Genomic DNA, 15150 nt, shown 5'->3' on the forward strand with positions numbered 1-15150 from the left:
TTTCCGGGCGTCGCCGGCCGTGGTGGGCCGCTCAGCGGCCGGGACCAGGAACCAGATGTGAGGTACCGACGTACTGGGGTACGAGGCGTGCCGAGAGGGACCGGCGCGGCTAGCCCAGCACCCGCAGCGCCGGGACGAAGGCCACCAGCACCGGGACGACCGGGACCAGCGCGGCCGCGGCGGTGAGCCGCCAGCGGCGGGCCGGGGAGAGCCGGGAGGCGGGGGCGAGCAGTCGGTCCACGCGCTGCGGCACCTGGGCCAGTCGGGTCGGACACGGGCCGAAGACCCCGCGGTCCTCGTTGAGTTCGACCAGCGCCAGCGCGGTGGTCAGTCGACCGAAGCGGCGGGAGGCGGCGTCGTCGGCGGCCAGCTCCACCAGCCGGTGCACCTGGTCGCGGAACGCGGCGAAGACCGGCACCTGCGGGAAACCGGTGGCCAGCGCCCCCGAGCAGTGCAGCAGCCAGTCGTGACGGGCCCGCGCGTGGCCCTGCTCGTGCGCCAGCACGGCGTCCAACTGCCGGCCCCTGAGCCGGCGCAGCGCGGCGGTGGTGACGACCAGCTGCGGGGTGGGGCCCGGCAGCCACCAGGCGCCCGGCTTGTCGCCCTCCAGCACCACCAGCCGGTCGCCGGACCGCCGCCCCGGCTCCTCGCCGGGCAGCAGCGGGGAGCGGACGAGCAGCTCCCCGCGGCGCCGCCGGCGGCGGGTGCGCGCCGCCCGGATCTCGCGGGTGAGCATCACGGCGGTCCACACGGCGCCGAGCGCCAGGACGACGGCCACCGGCGCGGCCCACGGCCCGTACGCGGTCAGCGCGTACGCCTCCACGACGCCCTGTGGCGCGGGTGCGAAGACGTTGCCCCGGACCGCCTCGGAGGCGGCCGCCGCGCTCAGCGCCATGGCGAGCCCGCAGCACATCAGCACGGCCACCACGACGCACTGCCACAGCCACAGGGCCAGCACGGGTTCTCGGTCGAGCCAGTCGGAGCGGGCCAACAGGCGCGGCGCCACTGCCGCGACCAGGGCGCCGAGGGCCAGCAGCGCGAGCGGGACCATCATGTCGTCAGCCTATGAGCGGGGCACTACCGCCCGGTACGGGTCGGCGAGGGAAGTGACGCACGCCACGGGATCCGCGGCAACCGCCTCGGGTACATCAATTCGCCCTTCCGCAAAGGCGGATGAGCTCGGGGCCGGACGCCGAGCGCGCCCCGGACGACGCCCGCCGCCCGGCGGCGATCCGCGGCCCGGCGCGGGCCGCGGGGACCCGCCCGTCCGACCGGGGGTCACCCCCGTGATAGGAGAGGGGAATCGTGCCCGGACGGATCGCGGCACGGACAGAGGGAAGGACGACATGCAGCGTAAGACGGTGCTCGGGGTCGCGGCGGGGGTGCTGGTCCTCGGCGTCTCCGTGGTCGGCTGCGGCGACGACGGCGACAAGGCCGCGGACGGCAAGCGGAAGTCCGGTGCCGACGCCGGCGCCAGCGCGACGCCGGGGAAGGCCGACACCGCCCCGGCCAAGTCGCCGGAGGTGCCGGACGACGTCCCCTCTCCGGACCCCGGCCAGACCGCGGACCTGGTGAAGCGGCTCGGCGAGATTCATCCCGCCCTCGTCGCGCAGCAGGACAAGGCCGTGTCCCGGGCGCGGAACGTCTGCAACGACGCGCGGTGGAGCGAGGAGGGCGACGCCGGCGTCAACGCGCGCGCCGCCGCCCGCTTCAGCGGCGGCGACGTGCCCACGCTCACCCCGGAACAGGGCGGCCGCATCGTCACCGCGGTGCGGGAGTCGTTCTGCTCCTGACCCGTGGCGCGCCCCGCCCGGCCGCCGGCCGGGCGGGGCGCCACGTCGTCAGTCGCCGGTGCCGGCGGCGGCCGGGGCCGAGTCGGGGCAGCCGATACGGGTGAGCAGCCGCAGGCCGGGGTTGTCGACGGACACGGTGTTGGCGCTCAGGATGACGACGGCCGCTCGACGGTCGGGCGCGACGGCCAGCAGGCTGCGGTAGCCGCCGGTGCCGCCGTTGTGGAAGAACAGCCGCTGCCCGGCGCCGCCGTGCGGCAGCGGGGCGGAGAGCCAGCCGGCGTGGACGGTGGCGGCGGCGTTGACACGGTGCTCGGTCGCGCGGGTCACGGCGATGGCCTCGGTGAGCTCCGCCGGCGCCTCTCCGAGCTGGGCGCGGGCGAACCGCAGCAGGTCGGGGACGGTCGAGTGCAGCCCCCCGGCGCCGGCGAGGGCGGCCAGGTTCCAGCGGGAGCGGGGGCGGCCGGTCCGGGAGTGGCCCGGGGTCAGCCGTGCGGTGCGGTCGGGGTCCAGGGTCCGCTGGGTGTCCGTCATGCCGAGCGGCCGGCAGATCTCGGTCCGTATCAGCGTGTCGTAGTCGGTCTCGGCGCGCCGGGCCAGGGCGAGGCCGAGCAGCCCGGCGCCCAGGTTGGAGTAGTGGAAGCCGGCGCCGGGCACCGATCGCAGCGAGGTGCGGCCCAGGCCGTTCAGCACGACCTCACGGGTGCAGGCGGCGTAGGGGTCCGAACTGAACAGACCCCGCAGGAACATCCCCTTCGGGAGCCGGGGCAGCCCGGAGGTGTGACAGGCCAGGTGGGCCAGCTCGATGGCCCGCCCGTCGCGCTCGGGCACCGTGGCGCCGTCGGGCAGCAGCTCGCGCAGCGGCTCGTCCAGCCGTACCAGTCCGCGCAGGGACAGCCGGGCCAGCGCCAGGGCGGTGAAGCTCTTGGTGATCGATCCGATCTCGAACAGGGTGTCCGGGGCGGCGCCGTGCACCGCGGTCCGCTCGTCGTGGACGGCGCCGACGACGACGGCGCCGCGCCGCCCACGGGACAGCTCCTCCGCCGTCGCGCGGACCAGGTCCTCCAGAGCCGAGGTCTTCACCGTCACGCCTCCCCGCGGCCGAACCGGCCACCGCCGTACTTCTTGTGCGCCGCCTGCCTGGATACCCCGAGGGCCTCGGCGATCCGTGCCCAGGTCGCCCCGGCGGCGCGGGCGCGGCGCACCAGCGCCTCCTCCTGCCCGTCCAGGCGGCGGCGCAGCTCGGCCGTCTGGCGCAGACCGTCGAGTGGGTCGGCGTTCCGGGTGATCGGGGAGAGATCGACAGCGGACATGCGGCCACACTGGTCGACGGAAGATCGCTTGTCAATCCACATTGACGGGTCGCTCTACGGTGACGTGTCGCCCGGCTGCCCGTCGCGGTGGCCCGTACCAGCGGCGGGCGAGCGGGCTCACGGGCCGTGCCTGCCGTAGCGCAGGTTCGTCAGCGCCGTGAGCGCCATCGGTGAGAGTCCGATCACGGTGAGGTGGTCGTCGACGTGCTTGGCGAGGATCCAGCCCTTGGCGCGCAGCGAGGCCACCTGGCGGCGGACCTCGGTGCCCGCGGCGCGCTCCAGGTCCTCCACCGTGGGCGCGGAGCCGGCGTCCAGGTGGTCGACGATGAGGAAGAGGGTCCTCTGTTCCTCCGCGCTGATGCGGAAGTCCATATGTCGACGGTACGTCGGCGCCGGTCCGGGCGCACCGCTCCGCCGCGGCGTCTCGATCGCCTCGGTCCTCGGGCGGCGGCGGTTCGTCTAGATCGTCGGTCGGTAGCGGAGGGGGTGCTCGGCGGGCACCTCCACCACGCAGATCCGCACCCCGTCCGGGTCGGAGACCCACATCTCCACGAGCCCCCACGGCTCCCTGACCGGCGGCCGCAGCACTACCACCCCGCGCGCCGTCAACTCCTCGTGCGCCGCGGCCACGTCCGCGACCTGCAGCCACAGCTGGAGTCCGGGGGCGGGCGGTTCGGGGGAGCGGCCGGAGAGTTCCAGGAAGCCGCCGCCGAGGAAGTAGACCGTGCCGCGTTCGGGGCCCTCGCCGAACTCCCGGTAGACCGCGAGCCCCAGCGCCTCGCCGTAGAAGGCCCGGGACCGCTCCGGGTCGGTGGGCCGCAGCAGTGTCCGGCTGCTCAGTACGTGCACCATGACCACCGACCCTACGCCCGCGAGCGGCCGGGATAGGGTCGACGGGCTGCCTCCGTCCGTCTCCGTCGCGGTGGCCCCGGCCGCGGCACGCCACCGCCGCCCGCGCCGCGCGACCGACCCAGGAGGCCGCGGGGATCCAGGATGCTTCAGAGAGGACACCGAGACGCCATGGACACCGCCGCCGGGACCGCCGCCGATCGCCTCGGCTTCCGCACCGCCACCGAGGCCGACGTGCCGTCGCTCGTCGAGCTGGTGGAGTCGGCCTACCGCGGGGACGCCAGCCGCGTGGGCTGGACCACCGAGGCGGATCTGCTGGACGGGCAGCGCACCGACCCCGAGGGCGTCGCGGCCGTGGTGAACGCCCCGGACAGCCGGATGCTGGTCGTCGAGCGCGACGGGGAGCTCGTCGCCTGCTGCCAGCTCGAACACCGCGGTGAGCACGCGTACTTCGGGATGTTCGCGGTGCGGCCGGCCCTCCAGGGCGCCGGGCTCGGCAAGCTGATCATCGCCGAGGCGGAGCGGCTGGTGCGCGCCGAGTGGGGCGTGCGCGCGATGCACATGACGGTGATCTCCGCCCGCGACGAGCTCATCGCCTGGTACGAACGGCGCGGGTACGCCCGCACCGGCGAGATGAGCCCCTTCCCGTACGGCGACGAGCGCTTCGGCATCCCGCGGCGGGAGGGCCTCCAGTTCGAGCTGCTGACGAAGTCGCTCGATGAGCGCCCCGGACCGCCCGCGGTGGCGTAGGGCGCCCGCGAGCGCGGAGCGGGTAGCCCGGACCGCGCGCGGCGGGGCGAGGGACGACCCCGGCCCGCCGCCGGGAGCCGCCGGCGGCGCTACGCCGTGAACCGCGCGGCCCGCGCGATCTCCGGGAAGTCCATCGTCCCGCCGTCCAGCCCCAGGGCGCGGGCCAGCCGCAGCTCCTCCGGGGTGTTCACGGTCCACCCGACCACCCTGAGCCCCGCCGTCCGTGCCCGCTGGACCAGCTCCAGGGTGATCCGGGGGAGGGCCAGGACCAGCATCCCCGCGCCGACGGCCAGCGCGCGGTCGACCACCTCCAGGCCGTAGTGCTCGGCGACCAGCGCGGTGCGCGCGCCGGGCAGCGCCTCGCGGATCTCGGCGAGCGCCTCCTCGTGGAAGGAGAGCACGTCGACCCGGTCCAGCAACGCGCGGCGGCGGAGCACCTCGGCCAGCGCCCGCGCGGCCGCCCGGTCCTTGATCTCCGCCTGGATCGGCGCCCCCACGGCGTCCACGACCTCCTCGAAGACCGGGATCCGCTCGCCCCCGCCGGCGTCCAGCTCGCGCAGCTCGGCGAGGGTGAGGTCGCCGACGCGTCCGGAGCCGTCGGTGGTGCGGCGCACGTCGGCGTCGTGCATCACCACGAGCGCGCCGTCCTTGCTGAGGTGGAGATCGAGTTCCAGCACGTCCAGGCCCTCGCGCTCGGCGCGGACGAAGGAGCGCGTTCTCCGGCTCGACGCCCATCACTCCACGGTGTCCGATGGTGAGGAAGGTCAACGCAGTCTCGCTTCTGTCGGCGGCCCGGCCCCGTCGGCCGGATCGCGGCTCCGCTGGTCTGGGCGGCGGCCAGCCTAGCGAGCGATCCCCGCTCTGCGGTGAACAGCGCGGCGAACGGAACGAAGTCGTGCCGTAACTAGACGTGACAGGAAAAATGTCGGTGACCATGCGGTCTGACAGGACAATTTTTCGCAACGAGTCTTGAGGAAGTGAAGCTGGCAAAGATACGGTGGTTAAACGCGAGGTTCTCCTGTGGAGGTTGTGTCATGACGGAAATTCTTGCGCCCGCGGTCAGCGAGGGCGGTGTTCTCTCTGCCGAACGTGTGGTGGAGCACCCTGCCTGGCCCGTGCTCAAGGCCGCCGTGGAGGAGCTCAGGGTCTGGCAGTCCGAGGACGGTGCCATCGACCTGGAGGCCGACGGCGCCCCGGCGTCCGACGCGGTCCGCGCCGTCGTCGACCGCATGATCGGCGCGGTCGAGGAGCTGGCGCCGCTGCTGCCGCACAACGCCGCGTACCACCAGGCGCTCGTCGCCGACCTGCGCAAGTGGGCCGACCAGGGCTTCGGCGTGCCGGACTTCCTGGACTCGCTGCTCGCCTTCCAGCCCGCGGAAGCGCGCGTCGACGGGCTCCAGCACCTGGTGCTGTTCCCCATGTACACCCAGAACGGCAACCCGGACCGCAACTTCGAGGCCGTGGTGCTGCGCATGGTGTGGCCGGAGTGGCTCTCCGAGCTGGAGCGCACCCGCTACGACAACCCGCTCTTCCTCGGCATCACCTTCGAGGACTTCACCGCGGGCTACGACACCAACTCCGCGGTCCTCTTCCCGGAGACCATCGCCGTCCGCGAGGCCCCCGAGCGCTTCACCTGGGGCGGCATCTTCTGCGACCGCGAGGCCGCGCGCTTCCGCGCGGTCAGCGAGGCCGCCGTCGACGTCCTCGGCATCGACCTCCCCGAGGACATCAAGGCGCTCCTCGACGACCAGCAGCGCTGCCAGGAGGCGTTCGTGCTGTGGGACATGGTCCACGACCGCACCCACAGCCACGGCGACCTGCCGTTCGACCCCTTCATGATCAAGCAGCGGCAGCCGTTCTGGATGTACGGCCTGGAGGAGCTGCGCTGCGACCTCACCGCCTTCAAGGAGGCCGTGAAGCTGGAGGCCGAGGGCTTCGCCCAGGCCCGTGACGTCCAGTACGCCGTGATCTTCGACCGGATGTTCCGCTTCCCGGTCACCGGCGACCGGGTGCGCAACTACGACGGCCTCGGCGGCCAGCTGCTCTTCGCCTACCTGCACCGCCACGACGTCGTACGCTGGACCGACAACACCCTGCACATCGACTGGGACCGCGCCCCGCAGGTCACCAACCAGCTCTGCGGCGAGATCGAGAAGCTCTACCGCGACGGCATCGACCGCCCCAAGCTGGTGCACTGGTTCAAGGCGTACGAGCTGGTCTCCGACTACCTCGCCCCGCACCCCGGCTCCACCTGGGCCAAGGGTCCCGAGGCCCTGGACCTGTCCCTCCCGCCGCGCAAGCTGGTGGATGACGTGCTGCCCGACGAGTTTCCCCTCAGCATGTTCTACGAGGCCCTCGCGAAGAAGCTGCGCAACGTGATTGCCTCCACCAAGGGCATGACCGCTGACAGCGACGTCCACGCGGCCGCGGCCGCGTGACCGCGGTGCCCCGAGAGACCACGTCCGAGGACCAGGCGTCCCAGGACACGACGGAGAACGTGAGCGCGGCGGCGCGCGAGGAGGCGACGAAGATGACCACACCCACGTCGAGCCCGACCCCCAACGAGCCGGGCGGCAAGGGGCCGCTGGACGGCGCGGTCGTGGCGGTGGCCGGCGCGGCCGGCCCGGCCGGCCAGGCCACCCTGCTGCGGCTGGCCGAGGCCGGCGCGACCGTCGTCGGCGCGGACGCGGACGCCGCCCGGCTGGCGGAGGCCGTCGACGCCGCCCGCTACGCCCACGGTGGTGCCACCGTCACCGGGGACACCGTCGACCTGCTCGACCTGGACGCGACCCGCGCCTGGGTGGACCGCACCGAGAAGGAGTTCGGCCGCGTCGACGGCCTGGTGCACCTGGTCGGCGGCTGGCGCGGCGGCAAGACCTTCGCGGACGCCCCGCTCGCCGACTGGGACCACCTGCACAACCTGCTGATCCGCACCGTGCAGCACACCTCCCTCGCCTTCCACGACGCCCTGCAGCGCAGCGGGAAGGGCCGGTATGTGCTGATCAGCGCGGCCGGCGCGTCCCAGCCCACCGCCGGGAACGCCGCCTACGCCGCCGCCAAGGCCGCCGCCGAGGCGTGGACGCTGGCGCTCGCCGACTCCTTCAAGAAGCTGGGCGGCGAGGAGGGTCCGTCCGCCGCGGCTACCATCCTGGTGGTGAAGGCGCTGGTGAACGACGCCATGCGCGCTGAGCGTCCGAATGCCAAGTTCGCGGGCTTCACCGACGTCAAGGAGCTGGCCGAGGCCATCGCCGGTGTCTGGGACCGGCCCGCACAGGAAGTGAACGGAAACCGTCTGTGGCTGACCCCCAAGCCGTGAAGCCCGCGCACACCGACGCCCGGCGGCGGCACGACCCCGCACTGCGCGGCTTCGCCAGTGACAACTACGCCGGCGCCCACCCGGAGATCCTCGAGGCACTCGCCCTCGCCAACGAAGGCCACCAGATCGCCTACGGCGAGGACGTCTACACCGAGCACCTCCAGTACGTGATGCGGCGTCACTTCGGGCCGCACGCCGAGGCGTTCCCGGTCTTCAACGGGACCGGCGCCAACGTCGTCGCCCTCCAGGCGCTGACCGACCGCTGGGGAGCGGTCGTCTGCGCCTCCACCGCGCACATCAACGTGGACGAGGGCGGCGCCCCGGAGCGGATGGGCGGGCTCAAGCTGCTCACCATCCCCACCGAGGACGGCAAGCTCACCCCCGAGCTGATCGACCGTGAGGCGTGGGGCTGGGACGACGAGCACCGCGCCATGCCGCAGGTGGTCTCGATCGCGCAGACCACCGAGCTGGGCACCTGCTACACGCCCGACGAGATCCGCGCGATCTGCGAGCACGCCCACCAGCTCGGCATGAAGGTGCACCTCGACGGTGCCCGGATAGCCAACGCGGCCGCGACGCTGAACGTCCCCATGCGGACGTTCACCAACGTCGCGGGCGTGGACGTGGTCTCGTACGGCGGCACCAAGAACGGCATGGTGTTCGGCGAGGCCGTGGTCGTGGTCAACCCCGACGCGGTGCGCGCCATGAAGCACCTGCGCAAGCTGTCCATGCAGCTGGCGTCCAAGATGCGCTTCGTGTCCGTGCAGTTGGAGGCGCTGCTCGCCGGCGACCTGTGGCTGCGCAACGCGCGTCACGCCAACGCGATGGCCAAGCGCCTGGAGGCGGGGGTGCGCGACGTCGATGGCGTCGAGGTCGTCCACGCCGTGCAGTCCAACGCCGTCTTCGCCACTCTGCCGCACGACGTCGCCGAGCGGCTCCAGAAGCGCTACCGCTTCTACTTCTGGGACGAGGCGGCCGGCCTGGTGCGCTGGATGTGCGCCTTCGACACCACCGAGGCGGACGTGGACGCCTTCGTCACGGCGCTGAAGGAAGAGATGGGCCGGGGCTGACGCCCGTACGCGCCTCGCCGCGCGTCGGAAGAGCCGAACGAAACGCCGGGCGGGCTGGAGACCTCCAGCCCGCCCGGCGTTCGTGGTCGCGTTCGTGGTCGTGGTGCCGGGGCGGCTCCCCGGTGTCGGCGGTGGCTCGGCCCCGCCGGGGGCGGCTCAGCCCCGTCGGTCCCGTGCGGCGGCCTGCTCCGGCGTCGGGGCGGTGCCTCCGAGATGGGCGGGCACCCACCAGGTGTCGTCCGCGTTCTTGGGGCGCACCGGATAGGCGCGCTGCGCGGCCTCCAGCAGGTCCTGCACCCGGTCTCGCAGCCGGTCGGTGATGGTGTCGGGGTGCTCCTCCGGCGCGGCCGGCACCGGCTCGCCGACGCGCACCACCACGGGGAAGTGGTTGCGCCCCAGGTCCCGCTTGTGGCCCTTGGTCCACAGCCGCTGGGTGCCCCACAGCGCCATCGGCAGCAGCGGCACGCCCGCCTCCTGGGCCATCCGGGCGGCGCCGGACTTGAAGCGCTTGAGCGTGAAGGACTGCGAGATGGTCGCCTCCGGGAAGACCCCGACGATCTCGCCGCCGCGCAGCGCCTTGACCGCGTGCCGGTACGCGTCCATGCCCGCCGCGCGGTCCACCGGTATGTGCTTCATGGCGCGCATCAGCGGCCCCGACACCCGGTGCCGGAAGACCGACTCCTTCGCCATGAAGCGGACCAGCCGCTTGGCGGGGCGCGCGGTCAGCCCGCAGAAGATGAAGTCCAGATAGCCGATGTGGTTGCTCACCAGGACCGCGCCGCCCTGTGCCGGGATGTGCTCCGTGCCCTTGATGTCGAAGCGCAGGTCGAGCGCCTTGAACATGGTGTGGCAGGCACCGATCACCGGCGGATAGACGAGTTCAGCCATGGTGTGAAGGGGACCCTTCCTGATCCTTGGGAGGGTTCTCCCGCTGGTGGTTACGCGGCCGTAGGTTTTGGGCTTGTCGCAGATCGTGCCGTATGTCGGGCCGTGCTGCCTAGCGCGGGGACCGGCCCGGCCGGGAGATTCTCGTCACGTCAGGGGGGAAGACGGGCGGTTGTGGTCGTCTTCGGCCCGCGCGGCGGGAATCATTGCGCTCCTCGGCGTGCTCGATGATGAGAGGTCCACGCCGAGCGGGACGTGTGCGCCGGGACGGAGACCCGGCACGAGGGAGCGGGAGGGTCAGGGTGCGCGGTCACGACGGGGAGGTGTGGCTGGGCGCCGCCGAGCTGGGCGCCGAGCTGGGGGAGCGGGCCACGCTGGTCCAGTTCTCCAGCGCCTTCTGCCAGCCCTGCCGGGCGACCAGACGCACGCTGGCGGATGTGGCCGGAATGGTCCCGGGCGTGGCCCACGTCGAGGTCGACGCGGAGGCGCGGCTTGAGCTGGTGCGCGGCCTCGACATCCAGCGCACCCCGACGGTGCTGGTGCTGGACGCGGCCGGCCGGATCGTGCGCCGGGCGGCCGGGCAGCCGCGCAAGGCCGATGTGATCGCCGCCCTCGGCGAGGCGGTCTGAGATGGCCCCCGACGTCGGCCCGCCGTGCTACGGACGCGTGCGCGTGGCTTTGGTGCGGACCGCGAGCGCGTGTCGTCCGAGTCCGTGAGTACCCGCGATGACCAGGCTCCCGGCTCGCACCCACCGCAGAAGGACGACCCCATGACGGCAACGCCCGACCTGACGGCGACGCCCCACCCCACGGCGGCACCCGACTCGACGCCCCACCCGACGCCCCCCGGGACACCGCCGGCGCCTCGGCCGGCGGGCGGTCCCCGTGTGGTCGATGGCCACGGCGCTGTCGACGGTGCGGGCCGGGTCGACGGTGTCGGCCTGGTCGACGGTGCCGGCCGGGTCGACGGTGCGGGCCTGGTCGACGGTGCGCGCCCGGTCGACGGTGTCGCCCCAGTCGACGGTCCCGGCCTCCTCCGCTCGGTCTTCCGGCAGCACGCGGCCGGCGTGGCCGTGATCACCGCGTCCGACGGGCGTCCGGTTGGCTTCACCGCCACCTCGCTGACCTCGGTGGCCGCCGAGCCGCCGCTGCTCTCGTTCGGGGTGGGCACCGGCTCCTCCAGTTGGCCGGTGCTCTCGACGGCCGAGCATGTCGGGGTGCACATCCTGGCCGAGCACCAGGCCCAGCTCGCGGCGACCTTCGCGCGCAGCGGGGCCGACCGGTTCGCGCCGCCGACGCGCTGGCGCGGCGGTCCGCACGGGGTGCCGCTGCTGGAGGGGGTGCTGGCGTGGCTGGTGTGCCGGGTGGTGGCGCGAATACCGGCCGGTGACCACCGGGTCGTGATCGCCGAGCCGGTGGCCGGGGATCCGGTGGCCGAAGACCCCTCCCGCCCGGGCCGGCCGCTCCTCTACCATCAGGGCCGCTTCAACGCGCTGCGGGACTGAGACATCCCCGGTCACGGCCGTTGGCAAGGTCACAGCTGGGCGACCTTGATTCCATCCCGGCCGCTCGATGTACTGGCGAGTAATATTTCGTTCGGCGAGTGGGCCGCCCCGGCAGGGATCCGGCTCGCAAGGCGCCTATGCTGCCAGCACAAGGCAGCTTCAAGAGACGATGCAGTAGGAGAGCCGGCGTGAGCTTGAGGATCGTTGTCTGTGTGAAGTACGTGCCCGACGCCACCGGCGACCGGCACTTCGCCGAGGACCTGACCGTCGACCGTGACGACGTGGACGGCCTGCTCTCGGAGCTCGACGAGTACGCGGTCGAGCAGGCGCTGCAGATCTCCGAGGACGCGGACGACGCCGAGATCACGGTGCTGACCGTCGGCCCGGAGGACGCCAAGGACGCGCTGCGCAAGGCGCTGTCGATGGGCGCCGACAAGGCCGTCCACGTGGAGGACGACGACCTCCACGGCACCGACGCGCTCGGCACCTCGCTGGTCCTCGCCAAGGCGATCGAGAAGGCCGGCTACGACCTGGTCATCTGCGGTATGGCCTCGACCGACGGCACCATGGGCGTGCTCCCGGCGCTGCTGTCCGAGCGCCTGGGCGTGCCGCAGGTGACGCTGCTGTCCGAGGTCTCGGTCGAGGACGGCGTGGTGACCGGCCGTCGCGACGGCGACGCGGCCAGCGAGCAGCTCCAGGCGTCGCTGCCGGCCGTGGTCTCGGTGACCGACCAGTCGGGCGAGGCCCGCTACCCGTCCTTCAAGGGCATCATGGCCGCCAAGAAGAAGCCGGTGGAGTCCTGGGACCTGGAGGACCTGGAGATCGAGGCGGACGAGGTCGGCCTCGAGGGCGCCTGGACGAAGGTCGACGGCGCCTCGGAGCGCCCGGCCCGTACGCAGGGCACGATCGTCAAGGACGAGGGCGAGGGCGGCAAGCAGCTGGCCGAGTTCCTCGCGGGCCAGAAGTTCATCTGATCCCGACCGCCCCCAGATCCCTCGTACTCGCAGGAGAGCAGAACCATGGCTGAAGTCCTTGTCTACGTCGACCACGTCGACGGCGCCGTCCGCAAGCCCACCCTCGAACTGCTGACCCTGGCCCGCCGTGTCGGCGAGCCGGTCGCGGTCCACCTCGGCGCCGGCGCGGACGTCGCCGCCCCGGTGCTCGCGGAGCACGGCGCGGTGAAGGTGCTCACCGCCGACGCCCCCGAGTTCGCCGACTACCTCGTCGTACCGAAGGTGGACGCGCTGCAGGCGGCCTACGAGGCCGTCAACCCGGTCGCCGTCCTCTTCCCGTCCTCCGCCGAGGGCAAGGAGATCGCGGCCCGCCTGGCGCTCCGGATCGACTCCGGCATCATCACCGACGCCGTCGACCTGGAGGCCGGCGACGAGGGCCCGGTGGCGACCCAGTCCGTCTTCGCGGCCGCGTACACCACCAAGTCCCGTGTCACCAAGGGCACCCCGGTCATCACCGTCAAGCCGAACTCGGCCGCGGTGGAGGCCGCCCCGGCGGCGGGCGCCGTCGAGCAGCTCGCCGTCTCCTTCGGTGAGCTGGCCACCGGCACCAAGGTCGTCTCCCGCACCCCGCGCGAGTCGACCGGCCGCCCGGAGCTGACCGAGGCCGCGATCGTGGTCTCCGGTGGCCGTGGCGTCAACGGTGCCGAGAACTTCCACGTCATCGAGTCGCTGGCCGACTCGCTCGGCGCGGCGGTCGGCGCCTCCCGCGCCGCCGTCGACGCCGGCTGGTACCCGCACTCCAACCAGGTCGGCCAGACCGGCAAGTCGGTCTCGCCGCAGCTGTACATCGCGGCGGGCATCTCCGGCGCGATCCAGCACCGGGCCGGCATGCAGACCTCGAAGACCATCGTGGCCGTCAACAAGGACGCCGAGGCCCCGATCTTCGACCTGGTCGACTACGGCGTGGTCGGCGACCTCTTCGAGGTCGTCCCGCAGCTGACCGAAGAGGTCAAGTCCCGCAAGGGCTGATCCTCGACGGGCCGGTTCCGCGGCTCGACGGCTCGATCCGGACGGCCCCCGTGCGCACGGCGCACGGGGGCCGTCGGCGTTCTCCGGGGCCCCTGGGCGCTCGGCCCGTGGGTCGAACGGGCTGTTGACCGGTCGCCTCCCCCATGGCTACGGTCCTTCAACAGATTGTTGATTCCGCTGGTCGATTCCGTGGAGGACACCGGGCATGGGGCAACAGCATGAGGCGGCGGCACGGGACGGGGCAGCGGCGCGGGAAAGGGCCCTGGTACGGGACGGGGCGGCTGCACTGGAGGGTGTGGCGGCGCCGGAAGGGGCCCTGGTGCGGGAAGGCGTGACGGAGCCGGAAGGAGCCCCGGCACGGGACGGGGCGGAGGCACCGGACCGGCCGGCGGCGACGACGCTCACGAGCGCCGTGCGCGAGGAGATCGCGGCCTCCCTCGCCGCCGTGGACGCCGAACTCGCCCGCCGCTACCCGGGTGACCCCGGCACCCGCCAGCCGGTCCACACCGTCTACGTCCCCGCCGACGCCTTCGCGGCCGACACCGTACGGGCGTGGGGGGACGAGGCGTTGGCGATGCTCGCCACCCACGCCCGCGGCCCCGCCGCCCTCGCCGAGGTGCTCGGCATCGCGCCCGGCCTCGCCGAGCAGGTCCACCCCCGGATCCTGGCCAAGCTGGAGCGCGAACCGGTGGAGGACCTGCGCGTCGACTTCGAGGACGGCTACGGTCCGCGCCCGGACGCCGAGGAGGACGCGGCAGCCGCCCGCGCGGCGCGCCTGATCGCGCGTGCCTGCGCCGAGGGCACGGCACCGCCGTACGTCGGCATCCGGATGAAGTGCCTGGAGGCCGCCGTCCGCGACCGGGGCATCCGCACCCTCGACATCTTCCTGACCGGCCTGCTGGACGCGGGCGAGCTGCCCGCGGGGCTGACCCTGACCCTCCCCAAGGTCGGCTACGCCGAGCAGGTGGCGGCGATGGCCCGGCTGTGCGCCGAGTTCGAGCAGGCGCGCGGTCTGGCGCCGGGCCGGATCGGCTTCGAGATCCAGATCGAGACCACCCAGGCCGTCCTCGGCCCGGACGGCCGGGCCACCGTCGCCCGCATGATCGACGCCGCGGAGGGCCGTGCCACCTCCCTCCACTACGGCACCTTCGACTACAGCGCCTCGTGCGGTGTCGGCGCCGCCCACCAGGCCCTCGACCACCCGGTGGCCGACCACGCCAAGGCCGTGATGCAGGTGGCGGCCGCCGGCACCGGGGTACGCCTCTCCGACGGCTCCACCAACGTCCTGCCCGTCGGCCCCACCGCCCAGGTCCACGCCGCCTGGCGCCTCCACCACGACCTGGTCCGCCGCTCCCTGGCTCGTGCGTACTACCAGGGCTGGGACATGCACCCCGGCCATCTGCCCACCCGCTACGCCGCCGTCTACGCCTACTACCGTGAGGGCCTGGAACAGGCCGCGGCCCGCCTGGCCGCGTATGTGACGAAGACCGCCGGCGGCGCCGTCCTGGACGAACCCGCCACCGCGAGGGCGCTCAGCGGCCATCTGCTGCGCGGCCTGGACTGCGGAGCACTCGAGGTGGCGGAGGTGGCGCGGCTGACGGGGCTGACGCGGGCGGACCTGGACGCGCTGGCGGGACGCGGAGCGCGCTGACGCGGACGGGCCGACGCGTACGGGGTCCGAGGGCCCGAG

16 protein-coding genes and 1 pseudogene are annotated in these 15150 nt (G+C 73.3%); 10 read left to right on the forward strand and 7 right to left on the reverse strand.

Annotated elements, in window-relative coordinates; translation table 11 throughout:
- Positions 1-109: 109 nt before the first annotated feature.
- Positions 110-1054 carry a M56 family metallopeptidase gene (locus CD790_RS09345; RefSeq protein WP_144382565.1) on the reverse strand — a complete coding sequence of 315 codons (945 nt, stop codon included), beginning with the start codon at positions 1052-1054 and terminating at the stop codon, positions 110-112.
- Between the two features lie 292 nt (positions 1055-1346).
- On the opposite strand from CD790_RS09345, the gene CD790_RS09350 reads away from it, so the two are divergent.
- The gene (locus CD790_RS09350; protein ID WP_144382566.1) at positions 1347-1793 is read left to right on the forward strand and encodes a hypothetical protein; all 447 of its coding nucleotides are present in this window, start codon (positions 1347-1349) and stop codon (positions 1791-1793) included.
- Positions 1794-1841: 48 nt separating this feature from the next.
- Here CD790_RS09350 and CD790_RS09355 read toward each other — a convergent pair whose 3' ends face one another.
- The 4 genes from CD790_RS09355 to CD790_RS09365 form a co-directional block, all read right to left on the reverse strand.
- A complete protein-coding gene (locus CD790_RS09355) occupies positions 1842-2879 on the reverse strand; it encodes a serine hydrolase (protein ID WP_186318937.1) in 1038 nt (345 codons plus the stop codon).
- Entirely contained in the window at positions 2876-3103 is a 228-nt protein-coding gene (locus CD790_RS34475) for a hypothetical protein (protein WP_186318938.1), read from the reverse strand. Before CD790_RS34475 ends, CD790_RS09355 begins: the two co-directional genes overlap by 4 nt.
- A gap of 117 nt (positions 3104-3220) precedes the next feature.
- Positions 3221-3475, reverse strand: coding sequence for a hypothetical protein (locus tag CD790_RS09360; protein ID WP_144382568.1), 255 nt, complete (start codon positions 3473-3475; stop codon positions 3221-3223).
- 87 nt (positions 3476-3562) lie between these two features.
- Positions 3563-3955 (reverse strand): VOC family protein, encoded by a 393-nt coding sequence (locus CD790_RS09365; RefSeq protein ID WP_144382569.1) that lies wholly within the window; start codon positions 3953-3955, stop codon positions 3563-3565.
- A 168-nt stretch (positions 3956-4123) separates the two neighbouring features.
- Between CD790_RS09365 and CD790_RS09370 the strand changes: the two genes are divergently transcribed.
- Positions 4124-4702: a GNAT family N-acetyltransferase gene (locus CD790_RS09370; protein WP_144382570.1), complete on the forward strand. Its 579-nt coding sequence runs from the start codon at positions 4124-4126 to the stop codon at positions 4700-4702.
- Positions 4703-4791: 89 nt separating this feature from the next.
- On the opposite strand, the pseudogene CD790_RS09375 reads toward CD790_RS09370, so the two are convergent.
- Positions 4792-5437, reverse strand: a pseudogene (locus CD790_RS09375) (glycerophosphodiester phosphodiesterase).
- Between the two features lie 299 nt (positions 5438-5736).
- Here CD790_RS09375 and CD790_RS09380 point away from each other — a divergent pair.
- The 3 genes from CD790_RS09380 (at position 5737) to CD790_RS09390 (ending at position 9088) form a co-directional block, all read left to right on the forward strand.
- Positions 5737-7140: a DUF6421 family protein gene (locus CD790_RS09380; RefSeq protein WP_144382571.1), complete on the forward strand. Its 1404-nt coding sequence runs from the start codon at positions 5737-5739 to the stop codon at positions 7138-7140.
- 92 nt (positions 7141-7232) lie between these two features.
- Positions 7233-8018, forward strand: coding sequence for an SDR family NAD(P)-dependent oxidoreductase (locus tag CD790_RS09385; RefSeq protein WP_144382572.1), 786 nt, complete (start codon positions 7233-7235; stop codon positions 8016-8018).
- Positions 7997-9088 carry a low specificity L-threonine aldolase gene (locus CD790_RS09390; protein ID WP_144382573.1) on the forward strand — a complete coding sequence of 364 codons (1092 nt, stop codon included), beginning with the start codon at positions 7997-7999 and terminating at the stop codon, positions 9086-9088. Before CD790_RS09385 ends, CD790_RS09390 begins: the two co-directional genes overlap by 22 nt.
- A gap of 156 nt (positions 9089-9244) precedes the next feature.
- Here CD790_RS09390 and CD790_RS09395 read toward each other — a convergent pair whose 3' ends face one another.
- On the reverse strand, positions 9245-9976 hold the full coding sequence (locus CD790_RS09395; protein ID WP_144382574.1) for a 1-acyl-sn-glycerol-3-phosphate acyltransferase: 732 nt from the start codon (positions 9974-9976) through the stop codon (positions 9245-9247).
- A 224-nt stretch (positions 9977-10200) separates the two neighbouring features.
- On the opposite strand from CD790_RS09395, the gene CD790_RS09400 reads away from it, so the two are divergent.
- The 5 genes from CD790_RS09400 (at position 10201) to CD790_RS09420 (ending at position 15111) form a co-directional block, all read left to right on the forward strand.
- Positions 10201-10602, forward strand: coding sequence for a TlpA family protein disulfide reductase (locus CD790_RS09400; RefSeq protein WP_399217191.1), 402 nt, complete (start codon positions 10201-10203; stop codon positions 10600-10602).
- A gap of 348 nt (positions 10603-10950) precedes the next feature.
- On the forward strand, positions 10951-11478 hold the full coding sequence (locus CD790_RS09405) for a flavin reductase family protein (RefSeq protein ID WP_144382783.1): 528 nt from the start codon (positions 10951-10953) through the stop codon (positions 11476-11478).
- Positions 11479-11666: 188 nt separating this feature from the next.
- A complete protein-coding gene (locus CD790_RS09410; protein WP_144382576.1) occupies positions 11667-12452 on the forward strand; it encodes an electron transfer flavoprotein subunit beta/FixA family protein in 786 nt (261 codons plus the stop codon).
- A gap of 45 nt (positions 12453-12497) precedes the next feature.
- Positions 12498-13460 (forward strand): electron transfer flavoprotein subunit alpha/FixB family protein, encoded by a 963-nt coding sequence (locus CD790_RS09415; RefSeq protein WP_144382577.1) that lies wholly within the window; start codon positions 12498-12500, stop codon positions 13458-13460.
- A gap of 205 nt (positions 13461-13665) precedes the next feature.
- Complete coding sequence (locus CD790_RS09420; protein WP_260867438.1) at positions 13666-15111, forward strand: DUF6986 family protein; 1446 nt, start codon at positions 13666-13668, stop codon at positions 15109-15111.
- Positions 15112-15150: the final 39 nt, after the last annotated feature.

The organism is Streptomyces sp. SAJ15 (assembly GCF_007595705.1).
Taxonomy (GTDB): Bacteria; Actinomycetota; Actinomycetes; order Streptomycetales; family Streptomycetaceae; genus Streptomyces.

Excerpts from the sequence above, each read along its gene's own strand:
- CD790_RS09345 (WP_144382565.1), bottom strand. The coding sequence starts at position 1,054 with ATGATGGTCCCGCTCGCGCTGCTGGCCCTCGGCGCCCTGGTCGCGGCA.
- CD790_RS09350 (WP_144382566.1), top strand. The coding sequence starts at position 1,347 with ATGCAGCGTAAGACGGTGCTCGGGGTCGCGGCGGGGGTGCTGGTCCTC.
- CD790_RS34475 (WP_186318938.1), bottom strand. The coding sequence starts at position 3,103 with ATGTCCGCTGTCGATCTCTCCCCGATCACCCGGAACGCCGACCCACTC.
- CD790_RS09360 (WP_144382568.1), bottom strand. The coding sequence starts at position 3,475 with ATGGACTTCCGCATCAGCGCGGAGGAACAGAGGACCCTCTTCCTCATC.
- CD790_RS09365 (WP_144382569.1), bottom strand. The coding sequence starts at position 3,955 with ATGGTGCACGTACTGAGCAGCCGGACACTGCTGCGGCCCACCGACCCG.
- CD790_RS09370 (WP_144382570.1), top strand. The coding sequence starts at position 4,124 with ATGGACACCGCCGCCGGGACCGCCGCCGATCGCCTCGGCTTCCGCACC.
- CD790_RS09380 (WP_144382571.1), top strand. The coding sequence starts at position 5,737 with ATGACGGAAATTCTTGCGCCCGCGGTCAGCGAGGGCGGTGTTCTCTCT.
- CD790_RS09385 (WP_144382572.1), top strand. The coding sequence starts at position 7,233 with ATGACCACACCCACGTCGAGCCCGACCCCCAACGAGCCGGGCGGCAAG.
- CD790_RS09395 (WP_144382574.1), bottom strand. The coding sequence starts at position 9,976 with ATGGCTGAACTCGTCTATCCGCCGGTGATCGGTGCCTGCCACACCATG.
- CD790_RS09400 (WP_399217191.1), top strand. The coding sequence starts at position 10,201 with ATGATGAGAGGTCCACGCCGAGCGGGACGTGTGCGCCGGGACGGAGAC.
- CD790_RS09415 (WP_144382577.1), top strand. The coding sequence starts at position 12,498 with ATGGCTGAAGTCCTTGTCTACGTCGACCACGTCGACGGCGCCGTCCGC.
- CD790_RS09420 (WP_260867438.1), top strand. The coding sequence starts at position 13,666 with ATGGGGCAACAGCATGAGGCGGCGGCACGGGACGGGGCAGCGGCGCGG.